26 protein-coding genes are annotated in these 23,077 nt (G+C 69.0%); 12 read left to right on the plus strand and 14 right to left on the minus strand.

What is annotated here, in order from left to right:
* Positions 1 to 8: 8 nt before the first annotated feature.
* A complete protein-coding gene (locus tag ACIQCY_RS08810; RefSeq protein ID WP_400483514.1) occupies positions 9 to 1,103 on the minus strand; it encodes a WD40/YVTN/BNR-like repeat-containing protein in 1,095 nt (364 codons plus the stop codon).
* Positions 1,104 to 1,302: 199 nt separating this feature from the next.
* Between ACIQCY_RS08810 and ACIQCY_RS08815 the strand changes: the two genes are divergently transcribed.
* Positions 1,303 to 1,731: a hypothetical protein gene (locus tag ACIQCY_RS08815; protein ID WP_400483515.1), complete on the plus strand. Its 429-nt coding sequence runs from the start codon at positions 1,303 to 1,305 to the stop codon at positions 1,729 to 1,731.
* 13 nt (positions 1,732 to 1,744) lie between these two features.
* Here the strand turns inward: ACIQCY_RS08815 and ACIQCY_RS08820 are convergent, their stop codons facing one another.
* The 3 genes from ACIQCY_RS08820 to ACIQCY_RS08830 form a co-directional block, all read right to left on the minus strand.
* A complete protein-coding gene (locus ACIQCY_RS08820; protein ID WP_400483516.1) occupies positions 1,745 to 2,050 on the minus strand; it encodes an NIPSNAP family protein in 306 nt (101 codons plus the stop codon).
* A 67-nt stretch (positions 2,051 to 2,117) separates the two neighbouring features.
* Positions 2,118 to 2,453 (minus strand): Lsr2 family protein, encoded by a 336-nt coding sequence (locus ACIQCY_RS08825; protein ID WP_400483517.1) that lies wholly within the window; start codon positions 2,451 to 2,453, stop codon positions 2,118 to 2,120.
* A 139-nt stretch (positions 2,454 to 2,592) separates the two neighbouring features.
* Positions 2,593 to 3,621: a sigma-70 family RNA polymerase sigma factor gene (locus tag ACIQCY_RS08830; RefSeq protein ID WP_400483518.1), complete on the minus strand. Its 1,029-nt coding sequence runs from the start codon at positions 3,619 to 3,621 to the stop codon at positions 2,593 to 2,595.
* A gap of 134 nt (positions 3,622 to 3,755) precedes the next feature.
* Between ACIQCY_RS08830 and ACIQCY_RS08835 the strand changes: the two genes are divergently transcribed.
* Together ACIQCY_RS08835 and ACIQCY_RS08840 are read left to right on the plus strand one after the other, a co-directional pair.
* Complete coding sequence (locus tag ACIQCY_RS08835) at positions 3,756 to 4,313, plus strand: dihydrofolate reductase family protein (protein ID WP_400483519.1); 558 nt, start codon at positions 3,756 to 3,758, stop codon at positions 4,311 to 4,313.
* Between the two features lie 10 nt (positions 4,314 to 4,323).
* Positions 4,324 to 5,205: a DUF4031 domain-containing protein gene (locus tag ACIQCY_RS08840; protein WP_400483520.1), complete on the plus strand. Its 882-nt coding sequence runs from the start codon at positions 4,324 to 4,326 to the stop codon at positions 5,203 to 5,205.
* Positions 5,206 to 5,259: 54 nt separating this feature from the next.
* Here the strand turns inward: ACIQCY_RS08840 and aztD are convergent, their stop codons facing one another.
* The 4 genes from aztD to aztB are packed head-to-tail and all read right to left on the minus strand — an operon-like array spanning position 5,260 to position 9,587.
* Entirely contained in the window at positions 5,260 to 6,516 is a 1,257-nt protein-coding gene (aztD, locus tag ACIQCY_RS08845; protein WP_400483521.1) for a zinc metallochaperone AztD, read from the minus strand.
* Between the two features lie 23 nt (positions 6,517 to 6,539).
* Positions 6,540 to 7,454 carry a zinc ABC transporter substrate-binding protein AztC gene (aztC, locus tag ACIQCY_RS08850; RefSeq protein ID WP_400483522.1) on the minus strand — a complete coding sequence of 305 codons (915 nt, stop codon included), beginning with the start codon at positions 7,452 to 7,454 and terminating at the stop codon, positions 6,540 to 6,542.
* The gene (locus tag ACIQCY_RS08855) at positions 7,451 to 8,713 is read right to left on the minus strand and encodes an ABC transporter (protein WP_400483523.1); all 1,263 of its coding nucleotides are present in this window, start codon (positions 8,711 to 8,713) and stop codon (positions 7,451 to 7,453) included. Before ACIQCY_RS08855 ends, aztC begins: the two co-directional genes overlap by 4 nt.
* A complete protein-coding gene (aztB, locus tag ACIQCY_RS08860; protein WP_400483524.1) occupies positions 8,700 to 9,587 on the minus strand; it encodes a zinc ABC transporter permease AztB in 888 nt (295 codons plus the stop codon). The genes ACIQCY_RS08855 and aztB overlap by 14 nt, the downstream gene beginning before the upstream one ends.
* Before the next feature lie 53 nt (positions 9,588 to 9,640).
* Here aztB and aztA point away from each other — a divergent pair, with 53 nt between their 5' ends.
* Positions 9,641 to 10,330, plus strand: coding sequence for a zinc ABC transporter ATP-binding protein AztA (aztA, locus tag ACIQCY_RS08865; protein WP_400483525.1), 690 nt, complete (start codon positions 9,641 to 9,643; stop codon positions 10,328 to 10,330).
* Between the two features lie 44 nt (positions 10,331 to 10,374).
* Here the strand turns inward: aztA and ACIQCY_RS08870 are convergent, their stop codons facing one another.
* On the minus strand, positions 10,375 to 11,052 hold the full coding sequence (locus ACIQCY_RS08870) for a histidine phosphatase family protein (RefSeq protein ID WP_400483526.1): 678 nt from the start codon (positions 11,050 to 11,052) through the stop codon (positions 10,375 to 10,377).
* A gap of 181 nt (positions 11,053 to 11,233) precedes the next feature.
* Positions 11,234 to 12,073, minus strand: a complete 840-nt coding sequence (locus ACIQCY_RS08875) for an SRPBCC family protein (RefSeq protein WP_400483527.1) — start codon at positions 12,071 to 12,073, stop codon at positions 11,234 to 11,236.
* Positions 12,074 to 12,320: 247 nt separating this feature from the next.
* Between ACIQCY_RS08875 and ACIQCY_RS08880 the strand changes: the two genes are divergently transcribed.
* The 3 genes from ACIQCY_RS08880 to ACIQCY_RS08890 all read left to right on the plus strand — a co-directional run bounded on the left by ACIQCY_RS08880 (position 12,321) and on the right by ACIQCY_RS08890 (position 14,760).
* Complete coding sequence (locus ACIQCY_RS08880; protein ID WP_400483528.1) at positions 12,321 to 13,343, plus strand: DUF808 domain-containing protein; 1,023 nt, start codon at positions 12,321 to 12,323, stop codon at positions 13,341 to 13,343.
* Positions 13,344 to 13,470: 127 nt separating this feature from the next.
* Entirely contained in the window at positions 13,471 to 14,121 is a 651-nt protein-coding gene (locus ACIQCY_RS08885; RefSeq protein WP_400483529.1) for a hypothetical protein, read from the plus strand.
* A 294-nt stretch (positions 14,122 to 14,415) separates the two neighbouring features.
* The gene (locus tag ACIQCY_RS08890; protein WP_400483530.1) at positions 14,416 to 14,760 is read left to right on the plus strand and encodes a hypothetical protein; all 345 of its coding nucleotides are present in this window, start codon (positions 14,416 to 14,418) and stop codon (positions 14,758 to 14,760) included.
* A gap of 84 nt (positions 14,761 to 14,844) precedes the next feature.
* Here ACIQCY_RS08890 and ACIQCY_RS08895 read toward each other — a convergent pair whose 3' ends face one another.
* A complete protein-coding gene (locus tag ACIQCY_RS08895; protein WP_400483531.1) occupies positions 14,845 to 15,120 on the minus strand; it encodes a DUF6766 family protein in 276 nt (91 codons plus the stop codon).
* 187 nt (positions 15,121 to 15,307) lie between these two features.
* On the opposite strand from ACIQCY_RS08895, the gene ACIQCY_RS08900 reads away from it, so the two are divergent.
* The 4 genes from ACIQCY_RS08900 (at position 15,308) to ACIQCY_RS08915 (ending at position 18,662) form a co-directional block, all read left to right on the plus strand.
* On the plus strand, positions 15,308 to 16,078 hold the full coding sequence (locus tag ACIQCY_RS08900; RefSeq protein ID WP_400483532.1) for a metallophosphoesterase family protein: 771 nt from the start codon (positions 15,308 to 15,310) through the stop codon (positions 16,076 to 16,078).
* 434 nt (positions 16,079 to 16,512) lie between these two features.
* The gene (locus tag ACIQCY_RS08905) at positions 16,513 to 17,250 is read left to right on the plus strand and encodes an ANTAR domain-containing protein (RefSeq protein WP_400483533.1); all 738 of its coding nucleotides are present in this window, start codon (positions 16,513 to 16,515) and stop codon (positions 17,248 to 17,250) included.
* Positions 17,251 to 17,288: 38 nt separating this feature from the next.
* Complete coding sequence (locus tag ACIQCY_RS08910; protein WP_400483534.1) at positions 17,289 to 18,080, plus strand: GAF domain-containing protein; 792 nt, start codon at positions 17,289 to 17,291, stop codon at positions 18,078 to 18,080.
* A 66-nt stretch (positions 18,081 to 18,146) separates the two neighbouring features.
* Complete coding sequence (locus tag ACIQCY_RS08915; RefSeq protein WP_400483535.1) at positions 18,147 to 18,662, plus strand: peroxiredoxin-like family protein; 516 nt, start codon at positions 18,147 to 18,149, stop codon at positions 18,660 to 18,662.
* A gap of 57 nt (positions 18,663 to 18,719) precedes the next feature.
* Here the strand turns inward: ACIQCY_RS08915 and ACIQCY_RS08920 are convergent, their stop codons facing one another.
* Both ACIQCY_RS08920 and ACIQCY_RS08925 read right to left on the minus strand, forming a co-directional pair.
* Positions 18,720 to 19,832 carry a S1C family serine protease gene (locus ACIQCY_RS08920; protein WP_400483536.1) on the minus strand — a complete coding sequence of 371 codons (1,113 nt, stop codon included), beginning with the start codon at positions 19,830 to 19,832 and terminating at the stop codon, positions 18,720 to 18,722.
* Positions 19,833 to 19,993: 161 nt separating this feature from the next.
* Positions 19,994 to 20,347, minus strand: coding sequence for a hypothetical protein (locus tag ACIQCY_RS08925; protein WP_400483537.1), 354 nt, complete (start codon positions 20,345 to 20,347; stop codon positions 19,994 to 19,996).
* Positions 20,348 to 20,427: 80 nt separating this feature from the next.
* Here ACIQCY_RS08925 and ACIQCY_RS08930 point away from each other — a divergent pair, with 80 nt between their 5' ends.
* Positions 20,428 to 21,789, plus strand: coding sequence for an MATE family efflux transporter (locus tag ACIQCY_RS08930; protein ID WP_400483538.1), 1,362 nt, complete (start codon positions 20,428 to 20,430; stop codon positions 21,787 to 21,789).
* Between the two features lie 15 nt (positions 21,790 to 21,804).
* Here the strand turns inward: ACIQCY_RS08930 and ACIQCY_RS08935 are convergent, their stop codons facing one another.
* Positions 21,805 to 23,049: an epoxide hydrolase family protein gene (locus tag ACIQCY_RS08935; RefSeq protein ID WP_400483539.1), complete on the minus strand. Its 1,245-nt coding sequence runs from the start codon at positions 23,047 to 23,049 to the stop codon at positions 21,805 to 21,807.
* Positions 23,050 to 23,077 lie beyond the last annotated feature (28 nt).

The raw sequence follows: 23,077 nt of genomic DNA on the forward strand, positions 1-23,077 counted from the left end.
TCCTCCGTTCAGGAGGGTACGACGGCGGCGCGCACCGAGAGCACGTCCGGCAGGTGGCTCGCAACTTCGCGGAAGGAGCGGCCCTCGTCCGCGCTCGCGTAGACGGATCCGCCGCGCGTCCCGAAGTAGACGCCCGGGACGTCGGCCGTGTCGACACAGGCGGCGTCCCGCAGCACGGCGTTGTACTCCGCCGGTGGCAGGCCGGCATCGCTGGCCTCCCAGGTCGCACCGCCGTCGTCCGTCCTGTGCACCATCAGGTGGCCCTCGGGTGGGATGCGTTCGCCGTCCGCCTTGAGCGGGATGACCCAGGCGGTGCCGCTGCGGTGCGGGTGCGAGAGCATCACGAAGCCGAAGTCCGCAGGAAGACCCTCGGCGATGGACTGCCAGGAGTCCCCCCGGTCCGTGCTCGTGTAGACGCCGTGGTGGTTCTGGGCGAACAGGCGGTCGGGGTCGACGGCGTCACGGGAGACCTTGTGCACGCACTGGCCGAACTCGGGGTCCGGATCGGGCATGAAGTAGGCGCTGATGCCGCTGTTGCGCGGTTGCCAGGAGGCGCCGCCGTCGTCGGACCGGTAGACGCCGCCCGTGCTCATGGCGACGTGGACGGTGTCATCGGCGGGACTCGGCAGGACCGTGTGGGCTGCGGCACCACCGAACCCGGCGCCCCACTCGCTGCGGTGCGGGTGGTCCCACAGCCCGCGGTTGAGCTCGAACGTCTCGCCGTGGTCGGTCGACTTCCACAGCGAGATCGGCTGGCACCCGGCCCAGACGACGCCGGGACGGCTGTCCGCGTCCGGCTGGATCTGCCAGATGCGTTCCAGTGCAGCGCCGTCCTCGGCTCCGAACCTGATGCTGCCCTCCTTCGGCTCCGCCCAGGTCTCGCCGAGGTCGTCGGAATGGGCGATGCACGGTCCGAAGTGCCAGGACATCCGGCCCGCGAAGAGGCGCGTCCGTCCGCCGCGCGTATCGATCCCGACGCTCGGGATCTCCTCCATCAGGAACACCGGCTCGGACAGCGTCCATGTCTCGCGGTCGGTGCTCGAGGCGAGCCACAGACCCTTCTTCGTGCCGATGGCGAGGAGAGTTGTTCCTGCTGCTGACATGGGTGCCCCCGGTGGCATAGAAGCGATCTGCTGCCCCGCTGTGATGCGGATCACTTGGGAGAATGCCACCCGCCACTCGTTTTGTACAGGCCCCACTACGCGCTTTTGTCCGCAATCATGATCAGGCCGGACGAACCGTGTGAGAGTTGAGGTGTTCGGTCGCTGGGGAGCGGATCATCCGTTCGTCCTGGAGGCCCCGTTGAGTTCGTCAGCCCTCGAAGAACCTGCGCCCGGGCGGTCCTGTCCCGGTCCCGGGCATGCCATCCGGATGCGCCGGTGCTGCACCGGTAAGCACTGCATCGAGCGCCGCGCCGCCGTGCTCGTGCTGTGGTGGGTGCCGGGATCGCTTCTCGACCGAGTCGATGTCCTCGCCTGCTACGAGGGCGTCCGTGCACTGTCCGAGGGCTACCTCCTGCCGCTCGTGGTCTATCTGCAGGGCCTGGCCGGGATCACGCCGGAAGCCCGCGCCATCCTCCTGGAAGGATCGCTCAGCTCGCGCATCGGGGTTGTGGGCGCCGGACCGGTGGACCAGGTCATCGCCGCCTTTCTGGAACAGGCGATGTGCGAGACCCGCTACTTCGAACAGCCCGACGCCGCGCTGGCGTGGGCCCTCGATGCCCCGGAATGATGCCGGGGCCGGTTCATCCGAACACGGGAGAGAGGAAACGGCGCTCGTAGCGGCGGATGCACCTGGTGTCCTGCGCGAATCGGTACGCTTCGATGCATTCCGGGTCCGTCTGCGCCTCCAGGCGATACCTCTCGTAGTCCGCGAGGGAGGGAAAGGTGAAGAGCGCATAGGCGATATCGCTGTCTCCCTCGCCCGGCAGGAAATATCCGTGGTGGTTGCCGCCGAGTTTCCCTACGAGATGTATCCAGCGCCTTCCGTATTCCTCGAAATCATCCACCCTGTCGGGGTCGATCTCATAGCGGAGGTGGACCGTGATCACGGAAGCCCCTCACCCGCGTACCGGCCCCGGGGCAACGCCCTGCGAGCGGGAGAGGACATCCCGGGGATCAGCGGCTCTCGTTGTAGGCGTCGATGATCGACTGCGTGATGCGGCCCCGGGAACTCGGATTGAAACCGTTCTCCTGGGCCCACTGGCGGATCTGCTGCGTATCCTCGCGCTTCGAGCGCGAGGAGGCTGTTTTCGGGCTCGTGGCAGGCTGCCTGCCGGATCCGGCCTTGCGCCCCCTGCCGACGTACTCGGCGAGGGCCGTACGCAGTGCTTCCGCATTCTGCTCGGTGAGGTCTATCTCGTAATTCGTGCCGTCGAGTCCGAACCGGACCGTCTCCTGTGCTTCTTCGCCACTGAGGTCGTCGACCAATTGAACCTGTACGCGCTGCGCCACCGTATTCTCCTGTGCTCATCGAATGAATTGATCAGCCCCCGATTCCCGACCCTATCCCGTTTATCACGATGAATGCACCCTGCTGCTGTTCCGGTGGACAAAGAATGCATCGCGGGTGAAAGGAATGGGCAGATACGCGTCAGTCACTGCGGATCGTGTCCCGCTCGTCGATGACCAGCGGCAACCCGAACTCCTCGAACATCCCCGGGTACAGGAAGTTGTGATGCCCGACGATGCGCCCGCCGTCGGTCTCGACGACCTGGAGGGCGAACGGCTCCCACAGCCCCGGCTCCACGAGATGGTAGTTGGCGAACCCACCCGAGCCGTTGAGATCGAGTGGAATGAGGCGCCCGCCTTCGCAGACGCGTCCCTCGCCCACGAACCAGGCCCGGACGTCGGCGGGGCCGCTGAGCCAGAGGCCGAAGGGCGGCATGGAGAGGACGACGTCGTCCCGCAGGAGCGAGACGAGCACGTCCATGTCGTAGGCCTCGAAGGCCCTCAGGTATTTGGCGAGCAGGTCCTTGTGGGCCGGGTCCTCGAGGGGAATCGACGCCGCCGGCTCGAAACCGGCCATGGTCTTGCGGGCGCGCTGGAGCGCGCTGTTGATCGATGCAGTGGTGACGTCGAGCAGGGCGGCCACCTCGGCGGCGGACCACCGCAGGACCTCGCACAGGATCAGTGCACTGCGCTGCAGTGGCGGCAGGTACTGCAGGGCCGCCACGAAGGCCAGCCGGACGGTGTCGCGCGCTTCGGCGACCACCGCGGGGTCGCCCGAGGTGTCGATCACCCGGTCGTCGGGAATGGGCTGGACGAACACGTTCTCGGTGAGCGGGGCTCCGAGTACGGCGTCGGACGTGCGGGTCGACGGACCGAGGTCCATGGGGCGTGCGCGCCGCTGCGGGCTGCGGAGCATGTCCACGCAGACGTTGTGGGCTATCCGGAACAGCCAGGTGCGCAGGGAGGACTGGCCGGCGAACGAATCCCGCCGCGACCAGGCCTTGATCATGGTCTCCTGCACGGCGTCCTCTGCCTCCGAGGCCGCACCGAGCATCCTGTAGCAGTATCCGGTGAGCTCGCGCCGTGAGGTTTCGAGGAGCTGCTCGAACGGCTCCGCTTCACGCTCCGGCCCCGGCGTGGTCCCTCGTGCAGCGGCTGCGGCAGGTTGCATGCATCGAGCGTAGCGACGGCTGCGCCACCGCGGGAGGAGGGCGGCAGGAATTTCTTCGCCGTGCAGATGATTCCACGGCACCCGCGCCGTCTACTGTGTGGAAGAACCACTCCAGACCGAACCCGGGAGCACCGATGCGCAGACTCACAGCAGGACTCTTCTCCTCCGTGGACGGAGTGGTCGAATCACCCCATCTCTGGCAGTTCGACAGCTTCGACGCCGAACTCGGCGCCGGCATGAACGCCATGATCAGCCGGGTGGACACCGTGCTGCTGGGCCGGCACGGCTACGAGGAATGGGCGCAGTACTGGCCCTCCGCGGAAGCCGGCGACCCCTTCGGCAGCTTCATCAACCCCGTCCGGAAGTTCGTGGCGTCGCGCACCCTCACGGGCGATCTCGGCTGGACCAACGCGTCCCTCATGGATGCTCCGCTCGAGGAGTTCGTCCGGCAGCTCAAGGAGACCGACGGAGGGGACATCGGTATCTGCGCGAGTATCTCCCTGGTGCGCCAGCTCCTGTTCGCGGGGTTGCTGGATGCGCTGACCCTGATGGTCCACCCCGTCGTCGCCGGCGCGGGGCGCCGCCTCTTCGAGCCGTCGGATCCGGTGACGAAGCTGGAGCTCCAGGAGGTCACCACCACGAGCAAGGGCAATGTCCTGGCTTCCTACGGTCTGCGCTCGGAGCGCACCTAGACTGCTGGTCATGGCCGTGCTCATCGATCCACCCTCCTGGCCCGCACACGGAACCGTCTTCTCCCACCTGGTGTCGACGTCGTCGCTCGAGGAACTGCACTCCTTCGCGGTGGCTGCGGGGATCCCGCGCCGTGCCTTCGACGAGGACCACTACGATGTCCCGGCTCGCCGCTATCGCGACCTCGTGCACCAGGGTGCGGAGGAGGTCAGCGGAGCGGACCTGGTCCGGGCGCTGATCGCCAGTGGTCTCCGCGTCCCCGCGCGGCGGCGCGGCCCGAAACTGCGGGCTGCCCTGTCCGCGCGGTGGGCGTCGCTCCTGCCGGAAGCTCCCGCCCTGGGGGCGGAACTGCTCGACCGCTGGGCGGAGCCGCATCGGAGGTACCACACGCAGACGCACCTGCTGGCGGTCCTGGAAGCCCTGGACCAGCTGCTGGAACCGGCGGACGAGCCCCTGCGGAAGGCCGTGCTGTTCGGCGCATGGTTCCATGACGCCGTCTACGACGGCGCCGCCGGCGAGGACGAGCGGAGCTCTGCCGACCTCGCCGTCGAGCGCTTGACGGGGCAGGCGGACGCCGTCGTCGTGCAGGAGGTCGAGCGCCTCGTCCTCCTGACCGTCACCCACGATCCGGGGCCCGGGGACCGGGCCGGGCAGCTCCTCTGCGACGCCGATCTCTCGGTGCTCGCCGGCGCTCCCCAGGACTACGGCCGCTACACCCTCGCCATCCGGGAGGAGTATGCGCATATTCCCGAAGAGGAATTCATGACCGGTCGGCGAGCCGTGCTGGAGCGGCTCCTGGGCCTCCGCCCGCTGTACCGTACCGCCGCCGCGCAGGGCGGCTGGACGGAGCGGGCCAGGACGAACCTCATGCAGGAACTGCTGTCACTGGAGTAGGCCGGCCAGCGCGAAGGACCGGCGCGTCGCCGGTCCTTCGTGCTGTCAGCCGGTTCAGCCCTCGACCACGGCGATCTCGTTGGGCACGCCCGGAAGCTCGTCCGATGAGGTGATCCCACCCGTGGCGACGTCGACAGCGTGCAGCTTCTTCGACGCGGGATCGGTGATGTAGGCGGTGCTGCCCACGACCTTGAGGGCAGGGTGCGGATCCTGCCACTCGACCGGACCTTCCCAGGCGTCGATGACCGGCAGGGAATCGGTGATCTCACCGGTCTCGGGGTCCATGGAGTGCAGGGCACCGTCGGAGGCGAGGATCAGGATCTCGCCGTCGGGCCCGCGGGCGACGTCACGGAAGGTGTACTCGACGCCCTCGGGAAGATCGACGACCTTCATGGTCTTCGCCTTGGTGTCGACCAGGGTCAGCTGGTGCAGCAGGTAGCCCTCGAGGTCGGGGTCCGACTTGTAGTCCCCGGCGACGATGGAGCTGGTCTCGCTGACGTAGGCGTTGCCCATGCGGCCGAACTCGTCCGGTGCCGGAATCTTGGTGATCCGGCCGTCGTCGTAGACGAGTGCGCCGTCGCTGCAGCCGAAGACGACCACCTCGTTCATGGCGGTGCCTTCACCGTGGATGGAGGGGCACTCGTCGCTCGTGGCGATCTCGTTCCCGTCGGCGTCGAGGACCTTGATGCCGGAGCGGCTCTCGGAGTTGCCGACGGTGGTGAGGAAGGTGCCGTCCTCGAGGACGATCGACACGCCGTGGTGTGCTTCGTCGCCGTCGATGGTCTCGGTCGTCGGAAGCTTGTCGGGATCCTCGAGGAGGTCGTCGGTCGTGTAGATGGTGGTGTCGCTCGTGCCGTCCGCGTAGAGGATGGTCTTGTCGGCGTGCTGGACCACGTGTCCTGCGGCGTCGGCCTCGAACATCAGGTCGGTGAGCTTCGGCTCTGCCTGCTGCGACCCGGAGGAATCGGTCCAGGTGCCCAGGTCGAGGACCTGGAAGCCCTCGGGGACGGTGACGAGCGCATGCCGTCCGTCCCCGGCAGGATTGAGGCGCGTGAACCCGGCGATCGGGAGGTCCCCCTCAGGTTCCAGCGTGGTGCCGTCGAGGACCACGATGCCGCCGTCGTAGGTCAGGGCGACGCGGGGGATCGGGGATCCGGCTGCGGCCGATGCGGTCGTGCCGGGTGCGGCGGAGGCCTCCGATGCCGGTTCGGGGGAGGATCCGCATGCCGTCATGAGCAGGGCGGAACCGGCGACGGTCGCTGCGAGGGCGAGGCGCCGACGACGGGGCAGCGGGCGTTTGTTCGGTGTCATGGTGTCTTTCTGTGTCTGGATTCTCAGGGCGAGAGTCCGGCGGAGATGCGCTCGGTGTTCGCGCGCATCATGGCGAGGTACGTGTCAGCACCTTCACCGGGGTTCGTGAGCGATTCGGTGAAGAGCTCGACGACGTCGACCTCGATGTCGGCACCGTCGGCCAGCACCTGCACCAGCCGGTCGGGCTGGGACGACTCGGCGAAGATGGTGTCCACCTGCGCCTCCTCGATCGCTGCGACGAGGTCGCGGAGGTCCGAGGCGCTGGGCGAGGCGAGCGTGGTTCCGCCCGGGATGACGGCCCCGATGACGCGGAAGTCGTAGCGGGCGGCGAGGTATCCGAAGACATGGTGGTTGGTGACGAGGTTCCGGCGCGAGGCCGGGATGGCTGCGAAGGCGTCGGCCATGGCATCGTCCAGCCCGGCCAGCTCGGCCCGGTAGGCGTCCGCCGAGGCCTCGATGGCCGTCGGGTCGACGCCGTCGATCGCTGCGGTGCGCTCCTCCACCTCGTCGACCACGTCGATGACGAGGGTCGGGTCGGTCCAGAAGTGCGGATCCGGCGTGCCTGCGGATTCGCCGTCGTCGTAGTCCAGCGCCTCGATCAGGTCGCCCGCCACGAGCACAGGGACGTCCGCGGACCGGGCGCTGTCGACGTGCCGCTGCAGGCCTTCCTCGAGTCCGAGGCCGTTCGTGACGATCAGGTCCGCCGTCCGCATCATCGCGCCGTCCTGCGCGGAGACCTCGAAGGAGTGCGGGTCCGCGTTGGGCTGCATGAGGACACGCACCTCGGCTTCATCGCCCACCACGTTCTCCACGACATCGCCAAGGATGTTGGTGGTGACGACGATGACCGGTTTGTCGGTACCAGCCGCGGAGCACCCGGTGCCGGCGAGCACTGCCGACGCGAGCACCAGCGCGAGGGTCCGGTGAGCCCCGCTCATCGTCCCGTCTCCGCGAGGAGGGCGGGCACGGTCGCGGTGTCGAAGGACCGGGCGAGCCGGGCGCCGTCGGCGAAGTCGATCTCATGGAGCCGACGTTCAGCGGGTGCGTTCAGGTAGGCGCGCTGCTGATCCGCGATCAGTTCGACGCCTTGCAGGAGTGCAGGGTCGGCGAGCGTCTCGGGGAGCAGCGGTTCGGTCGTTGCCAGGGTTCCGCCGGTCTCGGCCGAGAGCACGCGGACCCGGCCGTCCAGGCCGAGCGCGACCACGTGCCCTTCCCTGTCATCGACTGCAGCCACCCGCAGCAGCGGGACGTCCGTGGCGATGAACCGCCAGGAGCGCTCGCGGGTGTCGAGCAGCCAGGCGCCCTGGTCGCCGGCGACCGCGGCGACGGTGGGACGGCCCTCCCGGGCCCGGAACTCCGTAGCCCTCGGGGCATCCACGCCTGCCGGGTAGGGGATGCGCTCGAAGGCGACGTCGTCGCCGTCGGCCGTGGCGAGCAGGGCGCCGTCGTCACAGCCGATGACCACACCCACCGACGTCGTGATGGTGCCCTGCGCTCCGGCGCACGGAGCCGTGGCGCCGGCCACCGATTCACCGCCGGCATCGCGGGGCTGCACCGATCCGGCGGTCCCGCCGGCCGCAGCCTGCGTGACGAGCACTGATCGCGACAACGGGACCGCCATCCCTGCGTGGGCTTCGACGGCCGGCACGGTGGTGGCACCCAGTTCTCCGGTGGCGAGCGTGTCATGGTCCAGTACGGTGACCTTGCCTGTCCGGGGGAAGAAGATCCCGGTGGCCGATGCTCCGGGCGTGACGACCGCCTCGCCCTCGCCTTCGACGGTCCCCACGACCTTCGGTTCGCCGCGGTAGTAGTGGAAGTGGTCCTCGTGGTCCCAGGTCCACACGCCGCTGTCGATGACCGTCACGGAACCGGTGGTGGCGGACGAGGTGAACACGTACCTGCCGTCCGTGGCGATCGAACTGACCCCGGCCACCTCGGTGAGATGCGCGAGCGTCCCGTCCGCGAGATCGAGCATGTCGACGGAGCCTTCAGGGTCCAGGGTCAGCAGGTGCAGTTGTGGTTCCGGCACCTCGGCGGCGCCGGCGATCGCGCCATGGCCGTCACCGGTAGGAGTGACGCTCGGCGGGGTGGCGGATTCGGGAGGGCTGCCACCAGGGGTCGCCGCAGAGCAGGCGACGAGGGAGAGGGAGAGGGCGAGGGCTGGCACGGGGACGAGCAGGGCCTTAGGCGTGTGCACGAACTGCTTTCTGTGATGGCGCAGCGGGCGTCGGGCCGCCGCGCAGGAAGGTGGCTGGGGGGCGGCGTGTGAGACCGCGCGTGATGCTCGAGACGGCTGCGCAGGCGATGCCGGCCAGGGCGATGGACGCGCCGGCGGCCGAGCCCAGGTGCCATGAGGCGAGGAGGCCGAGGAACACGGAGAGCATCCCGATGAAGGCGGCGAGCACCATGATGCCGGGTATACGCGCAGTCCACGGTGCGGCCGCGACGGCCGGCGCCAGGAGCAGTCCGATGACGAGCAACGCCCCGACCGCCTGGTAGGAGGCGACGACGGCGAGGGTCACGAGCCCCACGAGGAGGACCTGGGCGAGCCGCGGCTTGAGCCCCATGACCTCCGCGACCCGGCGGTCGAAGACGAGTGCCACGAAGGCGCGGTGGAACGTGGCCGCGACGAGGATGGTCACGAGGAGGGCGACGGCGAGCATCCAGATCCCGCCCGGTCCCAGGGCCAGGACGTCCCCGAAGAGGATGGCGGTGGCATCCGTGGCGAAGCTGCGTGAGTGGGAGATGATGATCACCCCTGCGGCGAGCATGCCGACGAAGAACAGGCCGATGCTCGTGTCATGCGAGAGCCGACCCCGCCGCGCGAGGAGACTCACGCCGAGGCTCATGACGATCGCGCTGCCCGCTGCTCCGAGGATCACGGGCACGCCGGCGAGTGTGGCGAGGGCGACGCCGGGCAGCATGCCGTGGGCCATCGCTTCGCCGAGGAAGGCCATTCCGCGGATCACCACCCAGGTGCCGACCACTGCGCAGATCGCAGCGCAGAGCGACCCGCCGATGAAGGCGCGCAGCATGAAGTCGGCGGCGAAGGGTTCGAGGAGCAGGGTCACGGGGCAACCCTAGACGTAAATGAGACTCGTTCTCAACATGATAGCTTCGAGGGATGCCGCTCGTCCGTTTCCGCCCCGCCCGGATACCGCCCACCCAGCATGCGTCGCTCGTGCTCGACGAGGTGTGGCTGGATCATGACGGCGTCGACGCGCTCTGCGGCGTCTCCCTCACCGTCCGCCGCGGAGCTGTCACCGCCATCTCCGGACCGAACGGTTCAGGGAAGTCCACCCTGCTCGCGGTCCTCGCGGGACTGCTGGTCCCGCGCAGGGGGACCGCCACGCTGCCACAGGGGGTGAGCACCGCGCTCGTGGTGCAGCGCAGCGAGGTCTCGGACCGGCTGCCGCTGACGGTTCACGACGTCGTCTCGATGGGTCGCTGGGCGGAGGCCGGGCTCCTGCGCCGCCTGACGGCGTCGGACCGCAGGACCATCGACGAGTGCATCGGGATCGTCGGGCTGGCCGGCTACGAGGGGCGCCCGCTGCGGGCCCTCTCGGGCGGCCAGCGCCAGCGGGTCTTCCTCGCGCAGGGACTGGCGCGGCGTGCCGACGTCGTCCTGCTCGACGAACCCACCACGGGGCTCGACGCGGACACGCGCGCCGTCGCCGCCGAGGTCCTGGTGGCCGAGAAGGCACGCGGGGCGGCCGTGGTGTGCGTCTCCCACGATCAGGTGGTCCTCGGTGTCGCCGACCGGATGATCAGGCTGGAGGGCGGACGGGTGGTGTCGGATGCCGTTCAGGGATAGGACCGGGAGTCCTGTCGCGGAGCAGCACGTGGTGTGCGGCGGCGCTACCCCTGGTCGGGAATCCGGGGCGCGCTGCCGGTGACGTCCCTGGCAGCGGCGCTTTCGAGTGCCGTGCCGCCCAGGGGCTCCTCGTGCCAGCTCTCGAGCGCCCACGGCCGACCCGTGCCGCCGGTCAGCACGCTCATCCCGGTGTTCTGGATGGCCAGGGACCGGACCTTCATGGGAGGCATGCCCGTCGAGAGGGCGGAGAAGACGCGGATGGCTGCACCGTGGGAGAACACCGCTACGGAGTCCTCCGGATCATGGGCCCGCACGATATCGCGAATGGCACCGCTGTAGCGCTCCATGAACTCGTGACCGGTTGTTCCCCCGGGCATCCGCCGGCCGAGGTCCCCTTCCATCCACCCCCTCAGGCATGAGGCGTACGCCTGGACGGACGAGGGGTCGCTGAGCATTTCCAGGTTTCCTGCGCTCACCTCCTCAAGCCCGGTGACGACGGTGGCCGGGAGCTCGCCCGCTGCCGAGAGCGGGGCTGCGGTCAGGTGTGTCCGCACCAGTGGCGAAACGTAGATCGCCGCCACTTCTTCGTGTCTCAGCGCTGCCGGGACGGCTGCCGCCTGAGTCTCCCCGAGGGCGGTCAGACCCGCACCCGGGTAGCCGGTATCGAGTGACCCCGTGACGTTGTTCGGAGTCTGCCCATGGCGAATCAGCAACAGTCGCATGCCATCGACCCTACGGCGGATCCGATGCCGGTGCCTGCCGGAACATGCTTGTCCAACGATCGCGTCCCCCGGCCGGGATGCTGCCGGCACTGTCGCTCCGCGGTCGGGTCGCTACCGGGGCACCTCCACGAGGCACCCGGCAGCGACCCGGACCGGCGAGCGCGTCGCTCGGGGGCCCGGTCTAGAGAGCCCCGCCGGTCGTGCGGTTCTTGTCGAGGAGCGGATCATCCAGGACGTCGGTGGTCGCGCCCGGTTCGCCTGCGCCGGTGCCTGTGGTGGAGGCGCCGGTCTCGTCGACCGGCAGGAGCGCTTCCCTGGTGCTGGAGGAGAGACTCTCGTCGGCGTCGGTGTACACCTCCGGGGCGCCACCGTCGGCGGGGGTGATGGTGACGTCGGGCGCGATGTCCTCACTGGATTCGTGGCTCTTCCTGCCGGCGGCAACCCCGGCGACCGCTGCGGCGGCTGCCAGGCCGACACCTGCCGCGACCTTGCCGGACACGCCGGCCTTTCCGCTGTCTCCGCGCGAGGTGGCAGCGGCCTCGACTCCGGGCTGGCCGCCGGTCGTGCGTCCTTCGACGGACCCGCGCCAGGCTCCCGTTGCATAGCCCTCGTCCTCGATGAAGGCCTTGAAGCGCTCCAGGTCACCTTCGGCCTGGTTCTCCACGACGTTGAGCTTGTCGCCGATCTTCTCGACCAGGCCCTCGGGCTCGTACTCGAGCACGAGGTGCACCTGGGTCTGACCGCCTCCGACGTCCTCGAAGGACACGGAACCGGCATTCGTCGCACCCTCCGTCGCGGCCCAGGACACCTTCGTGTCCGGCACCTGCTCCAGGATCGTGGCATCCCACTGACGGCGCACCCCACCGATCTCCACCACCCAGTTCAGGCGCTTGTCATCGAGCTGCGTGACGGACCTGACCCCGCCCATGAAGTGGGGGAACTCCTCGAACTGGGTCCACTGGTTGTAGGCCACACTCAGCGGCACATTGACGAGGATTCTCTTTTCAACCTTCGTGCTCATGGCATCTCCTTTGGTTGGTTCACGGAATGGCCCAGGAATAACCCGTTCCGCCATTCATCAGCACGCTTAGCATAACGTCGGGACTCGGGTGCTGGCGAGACTCCTGCGCCGATGGATCGGAGGTGCCACCCGTGCTGCCACCCCTTGACAGGCTGCCTCCCCCGTATACTCCGAGGATGCCGATCATGACCCACGACCGACGTACCCGCGACCACCGGTCCGCCCTCGAGCAGCGGGGCGGCGGACTGTGAGCGGTGGTCTCGTCGCCCTGCTCGACGACGTCGCAGCCCTGGCCCGCATAGCGGCCGCCTCGGTGGACGACGTCGCTGCCGGGGCCGCCAAGGCGGGGACCAAGGCCGCGGGCGTGGTGATCGACGATGCCGCCGTCACCCCGCAGTACGTCTCCGGAGCCGAGCCGTCCCGCGAACTGCCGATGATCAAGAGGATCTTCTGGGGCTCCCTCCGGAACAAGCTGTTGATCATCCTGCCGGCGCTGCTGCTCATCAGCGCCTTCGTCCCGGCGGTCATCCCATTCATCCTCATGCTGGGCGGCACCTACCTCTGCTACGAGGGTGCGGAGAAGGTGTGGCACAAGCTCCGGGGCCACGCCGCGGCCGAGAAGACCCCGGCGGTCGAGCGGGGCCCGGAGGCGGAGGCCAAGGTCACCAAGGGAGCCATCACCACCGACTTCATCCTCTCCTGCGAGATCATGGTCATCTCCATGAACGAAGTGGGAGACGAATCACTGTGGGCGCGGGCGCTCATCCTGATCGTCGTAGCCCTCGCGATCACCGTCCTCGTGTACGGTGCCGTCGCGCTCATCGTGAAGATGGACGACATCGGCCTGCACCTGACCACCAAGGACTCCGCGGGTTCCCAGCGCTTCGGCGCGTTGCTCGTCAAGGGGATGCCGGCGGTGCTGGCTGGGATCACCTTCGTCGGGACCATCGCCATGCTCTGGGTCGGCGGTCACATCATGCTGCAGGGGGCATACGACCTCGGCTGGCACGCGCCGTACGACCTGGTCCATGTCCTGGAGCACCCCTTCGCCGGGATCCCCGTGGTGGGCGCCTTCCTGGCCTGGCTCGTGAACACCGTGTGCTCGGCCGTCCTGGGCGCTGCCTGGGGCCTCGTCGTCATGGCCATCGTGCACCCCCTGCTGAACATGCTGCCGTCGAGCAAGAAGAAGGGCGGGCACGAGGAAGGCGACGTCCGCGCCGCCGTCGCCGGCTACCGCCGCACGAAACACGAGGCTGATTCCTCCTCCTGACGCGTGCCGATCGGGTCCTGGCCGGCTGGATCATCGGGTCCGCGAACAGTGCCCGTCCCGGTCACGGTTCGGCGCTGAATCCGGCCGGCCCATGGTCAGGGGTGGATGGGCAGCAGACCATGGGGGCATGACACCGCTGAAACCACTGGCCCTCGCGTCCATCGTGTCCCTCGCGGTCCTGGTCCTCGGTGCCTGTGCCACCCCGGGCGATCCCGGGAGTGAGCCGGTGCCCGAGCCAGGCGTCGTCGGGTCCGCCGATCCGCTCGCCACCGGTGCTCCCGCCGCGACCGGCGAGGTGATCGGCCAGGGCACCGTGCTGCAGGCGGGGACGGCACCGCCGCAGTTCTGCCTCGGCGGGGTCATGGAGAGCTACCCGCCGCAGTGCAGCGGCCCTGGGATCGTGAACTGGGACTGGGAACAGGCCGACCAGTGGGAGACGGCCTCCGGAGTCACGTGGGGTGCCTACGCACTGACGGGCACGTGGGACGGCAGGGATTTCACGAGGACGGGCGCGCCGATTCCCCTGTCCCTCTACGACGCCATGCCGTTCGAGGACCCGCTCGCGGGGAGGCAGGGAACCACGGACGAGCAGGAACTGGAGCGGATCCAGCAGGATATCGTCGCGGGCCATGACGGCTACGTCCTGACGGCGGGGGCCGAGAGGGGCTTCGCCACGGTCACCGTGGTGTACGACGACGGCTCCTTCCAGGCGCGGATGGACGGGGAGTACGGGGCAGGAGTCGTCGTCGTGCTGTCCGCCCTGCGGCCGACCGGCTGAGGCGCCCGCGACCACTGCGGACGAGGTGCACGGAGATCGGACGAGCCGCAGGACGACAGCCCGGTGGTGCTGACCGGCTGCATTCTGCACGATGGGTGCAGTTGTCCACACGGAGGAGAAAACCCTGCGTGGACCGGTGGGCGGATGCCAGAATTGACGGAACAAGGACCCGGCTCGTGCCGCGCTTCTCGTTGGCGGTCAGGAAGCCGGCCGCCGACGGAACCTTGTCGCCGCGGGGCGGTGGTTTCCTGGAGGCTTCCTGCCCCCGTCCGGGCCGCCCGAAGGAAGCTGCGAATGCAAGGTGTGCACACCCATACCGCGATGAGGCACGCGGACCTTTCCGTCCTGCTCGTCTGGGACCACTTCCTCAACATGGGAGGGGGGATCGGGCAGTTCGAGGTCGACGCCTACCTCCATGGACTGATGGCCCTGCCTGTCGACGATCGTGACTGCGTCACCCAGGCGGTGAACGAACTGCTCGACGACCTCGCGATGATGGGGCACGAGGCCTGCTGTCGCGCGCCGTACAGCACCATGGACACCTGCGGCCATCCCCGCTGCGACCCGTCCACCGAGCCGTGCGCGTGCGCCGGGAACGGGCGGGCCTCGAGGACCGGAGCAGCTTCCCGGTGGCGCTGACGCCGGACAGCCGACGGGCCTGAAGGAGAACAGGGGCGTGCCCCCTACTCGTCCCGGCAGAACGTCACCTTCCGGGATGCCAGATCAGGTGTCGGTGTCGCTGTGAGCCATCGCCACGGGTTTCGACTCCACGCTCCCGCGTTCGCGCCGGTACACGGACGCCCCGACCATCACGGCGATGACCATGAATTCGCTCTGCCAGTTCTGGAACGACTCGAACCAGAAGCGGGATGTCCCCATGTAGCCTGCGATGCTGACCCCCGGCTGGCCGTGGCCGGCCTGCACCATCCCGAGGAAGGACACCAGGAACAGCAGGAGATTCGCGAGCAGAAGGCCGTGATCCCTGATCCAGTGCTTCATGGTGGCACCCGTCCTTCCATCAGCCCGGCGCACCCTGCGCCTACTCAACGCTAGGAAGGGCCGCGCGCGGGCGGCAAGAGGAACCGCGGCGCCGTTCGCAGTTGCGTCAGGACTCCGACCGTGGCCGTCCTCGGCCCGCCGATCATCGAGCAGGGTGGTTCCGAGGGGCCTGCGATAGCCTGACGGCATGGAACGCATTGCGGTGATCTCCGACCTCCACGGGAATGCGACTGCCTTCGCGGCGGTGCTGGAAGACCTCGGCCGCCGCGGCATCAGCACGGTCTACAACCTCGGCGATGTCGCAGGGAAGGGACCGCGAGGCTCCGAGTGCGTGCGGCTCAGCCGCCTGCACTGCGTCGTGACGGTGCGCGGCAACTGGGACGACTTCCTGCCCAGCGAGACGCCCGAGTGGCGCGACGACGCCGGCTGGTGGTGGCACAACGAACTGACTCCGGAGGACCGGCGCTGGCTGCAGTCCCTCCCGCTGTCCCACGACATCACGCTTAGTGGTCGGCGCGTGCGCATGTTCCATGCCTCCGCGAAGAGCATCTACCACCGCGTGCACGCCCGGCACACCGACGACGAGTTCGAGGGGATGTTCGCGGCCACGGACCTCACGGGCCCTGGACCGCAACCGGACGTGGTCTGCTACGGCGACATCCACGACGCCTTCGCCTCCACGTATCGGAGCCGGACGCTGATCAACGTGGGCAGCGTGGGCAACCCGCTGGACGAACCGCAGGCGTCCTACGTGATCCTGGAAGGGGAGCCCGAGGGCCGGCGCGAGGATCCGTTCGGCATCCAGTTCGTGAGGGTCGCGTACGACGTCGAGGCGGAGATCGCCGTCGCAGCCGATCTCGGCATGCCGGCCCTCGAGGCCTACGCGATCGAGCTGCGTACGGCGATCTACCGGGGCCAGCATGCCCGGCTCGGGCTGCTGGAGTCGGCACCCGCATGAGCAGTCGGTCAGGAGCCGGCTTCTTGACCCCTGACCACCGCCCCATGTCCGTGCAAGCACATCGATGTATTCAACGTCAGTCCGCGGACACGTCCGGGTCATTTGCTGCGTATACCCAGTGTGCGCCGCGCTCCTCGACGCGTGCGGTGAGGTGCGTCAGGATCCGCTCACGTTGACGGCGGCGCTCCCGTGGTGGTGGTCCGGACCGGAGCATGCGGGAGAGGGGACCCGTCGAGCAGGTTCCGGCCTTGCCGGCGATCCCTGCACAGAGCAGCAGCGTACTCAAGCCCTCGCCCTCCGCCACGGGGAAGCGCGCAGGAAGCTCCTCCGATTGGGTAATATTCTCTAGGTCGTTTAGCAGCAGGCGGCCACCCACCTTCTCCCTGCCCAGCATCGCGCGTGACCGGCAGTGGGTTGTCGCAAAGGTCTGCCTGTTGGTTGAACACGAGAAAGACAAGGGCCCGGCGGTTTCGGGCATGCTCCAGGACATGGTCCTCGACAGCGACGACGTCGAGGAGTTCCTGACGAAGCTGGTCAAGATCGCCGGTCACGCGTTGTCCGCGGCGGACGACGAGGTCCTGTGCGGTGTGACGCTCCTCCGTGCGCGGACCAAGACGACGGTCGCGAGCAACAGCCCGGACGCGCAGAAGATGGACGAGGTCCAGTACGAGTACAACGACGGGCCATGCCTGCGTGCCGCCCGGCTGGGGATGGTCCATTACGTCTCCGACTTCGATTCCGAGGAGCGCTTCCCCGAGTACAGCCGGGCGATCAGTGAGCACGGCATCAAGTCCGCACTGGGAGTGCCCATCCCGCTGGAGGGTGATGCGACGGCGGCCCTCAACTTCTACTCGCCGCTCACCGACGCCTTCGCGGACGGGGCGATCGACGCTGCCGAGAGGTTCGCCGAGGAGGTGTCGGCGTCGCTCCGGCTCGCCGTGCGCATCGCCCGCCTGACGGAATCGAGTGCCGACATGCGCGCCGCGATGGAGAGCCGCACCACCATCGACCTCGCGGTCGGTGTGATCATGGGACAGAACAGGTGCTCGCAGGACACGGCGATGTCCATCCTCAAGGCGGCGTCGAGTGCGCGGAACATCAAGCTCCGGGATGTGGCGGCCTCCGTGCTGCAATCACTCGGCCAGGGCCCCGCGAAGACGCATTTCGAGTAGGACGCATTCCAGACGCATTCCATGGGGAACGGGGAGCAATGAACGAGCGGAGCCAGCGCGAGCTCATCGCCGACGCCTTGCAGCGGGCCGGCCTGACCACAGCTGCAGCGTGGATCCAGTATTTCGCGCTGGGAGGCGCTCTTTCCGAGGCTGAGGTCGACGCCTACCTCCAGGGACGCACCGGCCTCCCGCCCCTCGAGTGCGAACTCCTCGCAGAGGCAGCGCGGGAAGCGCTGGGAGGGGACGTTCCACCCGGCACGTTCGGTCCGGTGCTGCAGGACGGCCCGGCCACGGAGGCCATCCGCCAATTGGGGGCCGCCGGGACCATGCTGCTGGAGCCTGAAGTGGCAGAATCCGAGCGGCTCCGGTCGCTCGGGGAACTGCACCTGCTCGACACGGAGCCCGAGCAACGATTCGACCGGATCACCCGGCGTGCCGCCGAACGGTTCGGCTGCGAGGTAGCGACGCTCGCCCTGATTGCCCACGATCGGCAGTTCATCAAATCGGCCGTGGGTGAGGCGAACCAGGACCTGGAGCGCGCCCAGGCCTTCTGCGACGCGACCATCCGGTCATCGGGCTCGCTCGTCCTGCCCGACGCCCTGCAGGACGAGCGTTTCCAGGCCCATCCCTTCGTGGCGGGGCAGCCGCACATCCGCTTCTACGCCGGCTGTCCCCTGCGCGGACCCGGTGGGTGGCTCGTCGGGACGCTCTGCGTCATGTCGACGAACCCGCGCCACTTCACCCGGCAGGATCTGGACGACCTCGAGGCCCTCGCGCAGGAGATGCAGCACGAGGTCTATCCGGGCTGGAGGGCGTGGAGCCTCATCTGAGGTTCGCGCGGACGGTGGCTTCCGCCGGACCTGCGGTCCGCCGGGGCGCCCACCGGAGCAGTCTCCGTGGGTGATGCACTGCCGGATGCGATGCTGCTCACTGCCACCGGCGAGGACGTCCGGCTCTCGGCCGTCCTGTCCGCCTCGCCAGCGGTGCTCGTGTTCTACCGGGGTGCGTGGTGCCCCTACTGCAACATCACCCTCAGGACGTACCAGCGCGAGCTTCTTCCCGCGTTGACGGAGCAGGGCGTCAAGCTCATCGCCGTGAGCCCGCAGCGCCCCGACGGCACCGCTGCGACGATCCGGGGTGCCGCACTGGACTTCGAGGTGCTCTCCGACCCCGCCAACGCCCTCGCTACCGCGCTCGGTATCCTCACCTCACCGAGCCCCGACGCGCGACGCGCCCACACCGAACTCGGCTTCGAGGTCTCCGACAGCAATGCGGACGGTACCGCCGCGGTGCCGTTCCCGACCGTCCTCGTCGTCGATGCCGCAGCCACGGTGCGCTTCGCGGACATCCGCACCGACTACACGGCGCGCACCGAGGTCTCGGACATCCTGGCCGCCACGCGGGGACTCTGAAACCGGGCGTCACCGGGAGCGAGCCTGGAGGCGTGGGCCTGCGTGTCGTGGAAGGGATCAGCCTTCGGCTGCCGGCCGGTCCGCGAGCCGCACATCCACGCTCTGCGTCTCCGGACCCCGCCGCGTCTCGACGGAGACCGTCTCGCCCGGATCGCGCTGGCGCAGCGCGGACAGGAGGTCCTCGGGTGTCGCCAGGTCCTCGTCGCCGATCCGCGTGATGATGTCACCCGGCCGGATCCCGGCGTCGTCGGCCGGTCCGCCCCGCGAGACCGAGAGGACCACCACGCCCGTGGTGTCCTCGAGGTTCAGCTCCTCGGCGATCTGCGGCGTGATGGCCCCCGGGGCCAGGCCCATGAAGGCGTGCTCCGCCGTGCCGTCCTCGCGCAGTTCCTCGGCCACCTCGGTGGCGGTGGGGGCGGGGATGGCGAATCCGAGGGCCACGGCTCCCTGTGCGGGAGGGATGTAGGCCTCGCTGATGCCGATGATCTCGCCGCGTCCGTTCACGACGGCGCCTCCGGAATTGCCCGGGCTGATCGCCGCGTCGGTCTGGATCAGGTCGACGAGCGACTGGCTCGTGGAGGCGGATCCCGGGATCTCGCGGTGCAGGCCCGAGATGATGCCGGACGTCGCGGTGTTCTCGAACCCGAGGGGGGAGCCGATGACGACGGCCAGTTCACCGATGCGGGGCAGGCGGGACTGGAAGGTGGCGGCGGGGAGATCGGTGCGGTCGGCGCGCACGAGCGCCAGGTCGGAGACGGCATCCGCCGCTTCGACTGTCCCGGAGACCCGCTGACCGTCCGCGAAGGCCACTTCGACGTCCTCGTTGCCCCGGATCACGTGCTCGTTGGTGAGGATGAGCCCGTCCTCGGTGTAGATGACTCCACTGCCCAGCCCGTCCTCCGTGAAGATGGTGACGACGGACGGCTGGACCGCCTCGACGATCTCCGGGATGCCCATGTCACCCTGACGGCTGCCGGATGACCCCGACGATGACCCCGACGATGATTCCGACGACTGCGCCGAGGACGTACCGGTCCCGTCGCCCTGTACCTGCGCCGGAGCGCTCGAGGCCGTATCCGTGGGTCCGGCGTCGGTGCAGCCCGCCACCGCGAGCAGAAGCGCGAGGCCCAGCGCCCCGACCGGGATCCTTGTCCTGGTGTTCGATGTCATGAGCGGATCCTCCTCGATGCGACCGGTTGTCCGGCGTGCGGCCTCCCGGCCTACCCACGACCGTACGAAGCGGACGATCCCGCGGACAAGGAGGAAAAAACCGTCCTCCTGGGCTGGACAGGGCAGGGCGCATGGCCCCGGCCCTGGCGATCTGGGGGCGCCTACGAGCGCCCGTCACCGTGATCGGGCCGGCGCAGGGGGTGCTCGCGCCATGCCTCCCGCCCGTGGGTGTCCGATCCGTACCCAGGACGGAGCAGCGGTTCGTCGGGATCGTCCTCGGGATTGGACCTGCGCGGGGCGCCGCTGCGGTGCGTGAGCCAGTAGCCCCAGCCGATGCAGGCCGCGGCGACCAGGATGATCAGGATCCCGATGGCCAGCAGCAGGGGTGCCTCCGCCGGCGCAGGCGTACCCGTCGATTCGGCGCGCGCGAACTCCGAGACGGCCTGTGGAACGAAGAGGGTGCTGATGAACAGCAGGACCAGTCCTGCCAGATACTGCTTCACACCGAGTTTCATGACTCCCCTGGGTGTCCTCGCGGGCGGTTCGGGCTTCCTCCCAGCTTAGGCCCTGCCACAGGCACGCCTAGGCTGGTCGGGTGCATGAGACCCTGCCCAGCAATCGTCAGCTCAGCCGCAGTATCCTGCGGCTCGCCGTCCCGGCGCTGGGGGCCCTGATCGCCGAGCCGCTCTTCCTGCTCGCCGATTCGGCGATCGTCGGGCACCTCGGTGTCGACGAACTCGCGGGCGTGGGCCTCGCATCCACGGTGCTGCAGACGGCGGTCGGGCTCATGGTCTTCCTCGCCTACTCCACCACTCCCGCTGTCGCCCGCCTCCTCGGAGCCGGCCGCCTTCCCGAGGCGCTCGCAGCAGGGCGCGACGGCGTGGGCCTCGCCGTCGTCCTCGGGATCCTCCTGTCCGCGGCGGGATGGGTGACGGCGCCCCAGCTGGCCGAGCTCCTGGGCGCCGAGGGCGCCGTGCACGCATTCGCGGTCGACTACCTCCGCTGGTCCATGCCCGGGCTCACCGCCATGCTGGTGGTGCTCGCTGCGGCCGGCGTGCTGCGCGGACTGCAGGACACCCGCACTCCGCTCCTTGTCGCGGGTGCGGGGTTCGGCGTCAACATCGTGCTGAACTACCTGCTCGTCTACGGCGCCGGGATGTCGGTGGCCGGTTCCGCGCTGGGGACGAGCCTCGCGCAATGGGGCATGGCGGCCGTGTACCTCGTTCTGATCGCGCGCTCGTCCCGGCGGGAACGGATTCCCCTCAGACCGTCACTGCAGGGCATCCGGAGCACTGCGACCGTAGGGTCGTGGCTCATGCTGCGCACCCTGTCCCTGCGCGTGGCCATCCTCGCCACCGTCTTCGTGGCCACGGCACAGGGCCCCCTGAGCCTCGCTTCGCACCAGCTCGTCATGACCGTCTTCACCTTCCTCGCCTTCGCACTGGATGCCCTGGCCATCGCCGCACAGGCCCTCATCGGGAAGGAACTGGGTTCGGGGAACCGGCCCCTCGCCAGGGCGCTCACGCGTCGCATGATCACACGGGGCGTGGGGTTCGGGGTGATCACGGGGTGCCTGCTCGCCGCCGTGGCGCCCTTCGTCGGCTGGATCTTCACCACGGATCCGGCGGTCCAGTCGGCGTTCGCGGCGGGACTGTGGGTACTCGCGGCCTCCCAGCCGGTGTGCGGCTTCGTCTTCGTGCTCGACGGCGTCCTCATCGGAGCCGGTGACGCACGGTACCTGGCGATCGCCGGCGTCGTGAACCTCGTGGCCTACCTGCCGCTGCTGGTCCTGGTCGGCCTGGCGGACCTGACGGGTAGCGAGGGGATCGTGTGGCTGTGGCTCGCCTTCGGCGTCGGCTACATGCTCGCGCGAGCAGGCACGCTCGGGTGGCGTGTCCGCGACGACCGGTGGATGGTGACCGGTGCGACGTGGACCAGGGCGGTCCGCGGGGCGTAACCGCCCTGGTGGCCGTCAGAGCGAGCGGAAGGTGGCCCGGATGTCGTCGACGAGGAGCCGGGGTTGCTCGAGCAGGGCGAAGTGGCCGCCGTCCGCCACCTCGGCGAAGTGCACCAGGTTCGTGTATCGCCGCTCCGCCCAGCGGCGCGAGCGGCGGATGTACTCGCCGGGCATGATGCTGAGTCCCACGGGAAGGGTGAGGGGTTCCTCGAGCGTCCCGGGATTGGTCCAGCCGTTCCTGCCCGCTTCCCAGTACATGCGCGCAGCCGATGCCGCCGTGTTGGGGAGCCAGTAGAGCATGATGTCGTCGATCATCTCGTCGAGGCTGAAGAGCGCCTCGGCGTTCCCGTGGCTGTCGTGGGTGCCACCGACGTCCTGGAACATCGCGTAGATCCACGCCGCAAGGCCCATGGGCGAGTCCGCGAGCGGGTACCCGATGGTCTGGGGCCGGGTGGACATCTGCTGCGAGTACGCGGAGAGGGTCTGCCAGTAGTACTGGCCCTCCTGCAGCATCGCCTGCTCCTCCTCGGAGGCCGAACGCATCTCCTCCTCGGAGGGCATGAAGAGGGCCATGTTCAGGTGGATGCCGGCGAGGCCCAGGTCCTCACGCTCCTGCAGTGCGGCGAGTTCGGCCGTGACGGACGCCCCGAGGTCGCCACCCTGCGCGAACCAGCGCGCGTACCCGAGGCGGTCCATGAGGACGGCCCACGCCCTGGCTGTCCGCCGGGTGTTCCAGCCGGTCCCGGTGGGCTTACCGGAGAAGCCGAATCCGGGCAGGCTGGGGATGACGACGTCGAACGCGTCCGCCGCGGACCCGCCGTAGGCCTCGGGATCCGACAGGGGCCCGATGACGTGACGGAACTCCAGGACGGAACCGGGCCAGCCGTGGGTCAGCAGCAGCGCCCGCGCTCCGGGCACCGATGATCGGACGTGCAGGAAGTGGATGTCCAGGCCGTCGATGCTGGTGGTGAACTGGCCCCACGTGTTGAGCAGTGCCTCGGCCCGGCGCCAGTCGTAGGCGGAAGCCCAATGGTCAGCGAGTGCCTGGAGCTTCTCCAGCCGAGGGCCCTGTGAGGTGTCCGGTACGGTCTCGCGGTCGGGCCAGCGGGTGGACAGGATGCGGCGGCGGAGGTTTTCGAGCTCGACCTCGGGGACGTGCAGGTGAAATGGCGAGATGGCGGGGGCCCCGCCGGAGGAGCGTTCGGCGGTCATGGAGGGCTGGATGTCGGGCATGGCGACCTTCGGGTTGGGGTCGGGCACGCCGACCAGCCGATATCGATCATCATAA

The sequence above is a fragment of the Arthrobacter sp. NPDC092385 genome (assembly GCF_044755105.1).
GTDB lineage: Bacteria > Actinomycetota > Actinomycetes > Actinomycetales > Micrococcaceae > Arthrobacter_D.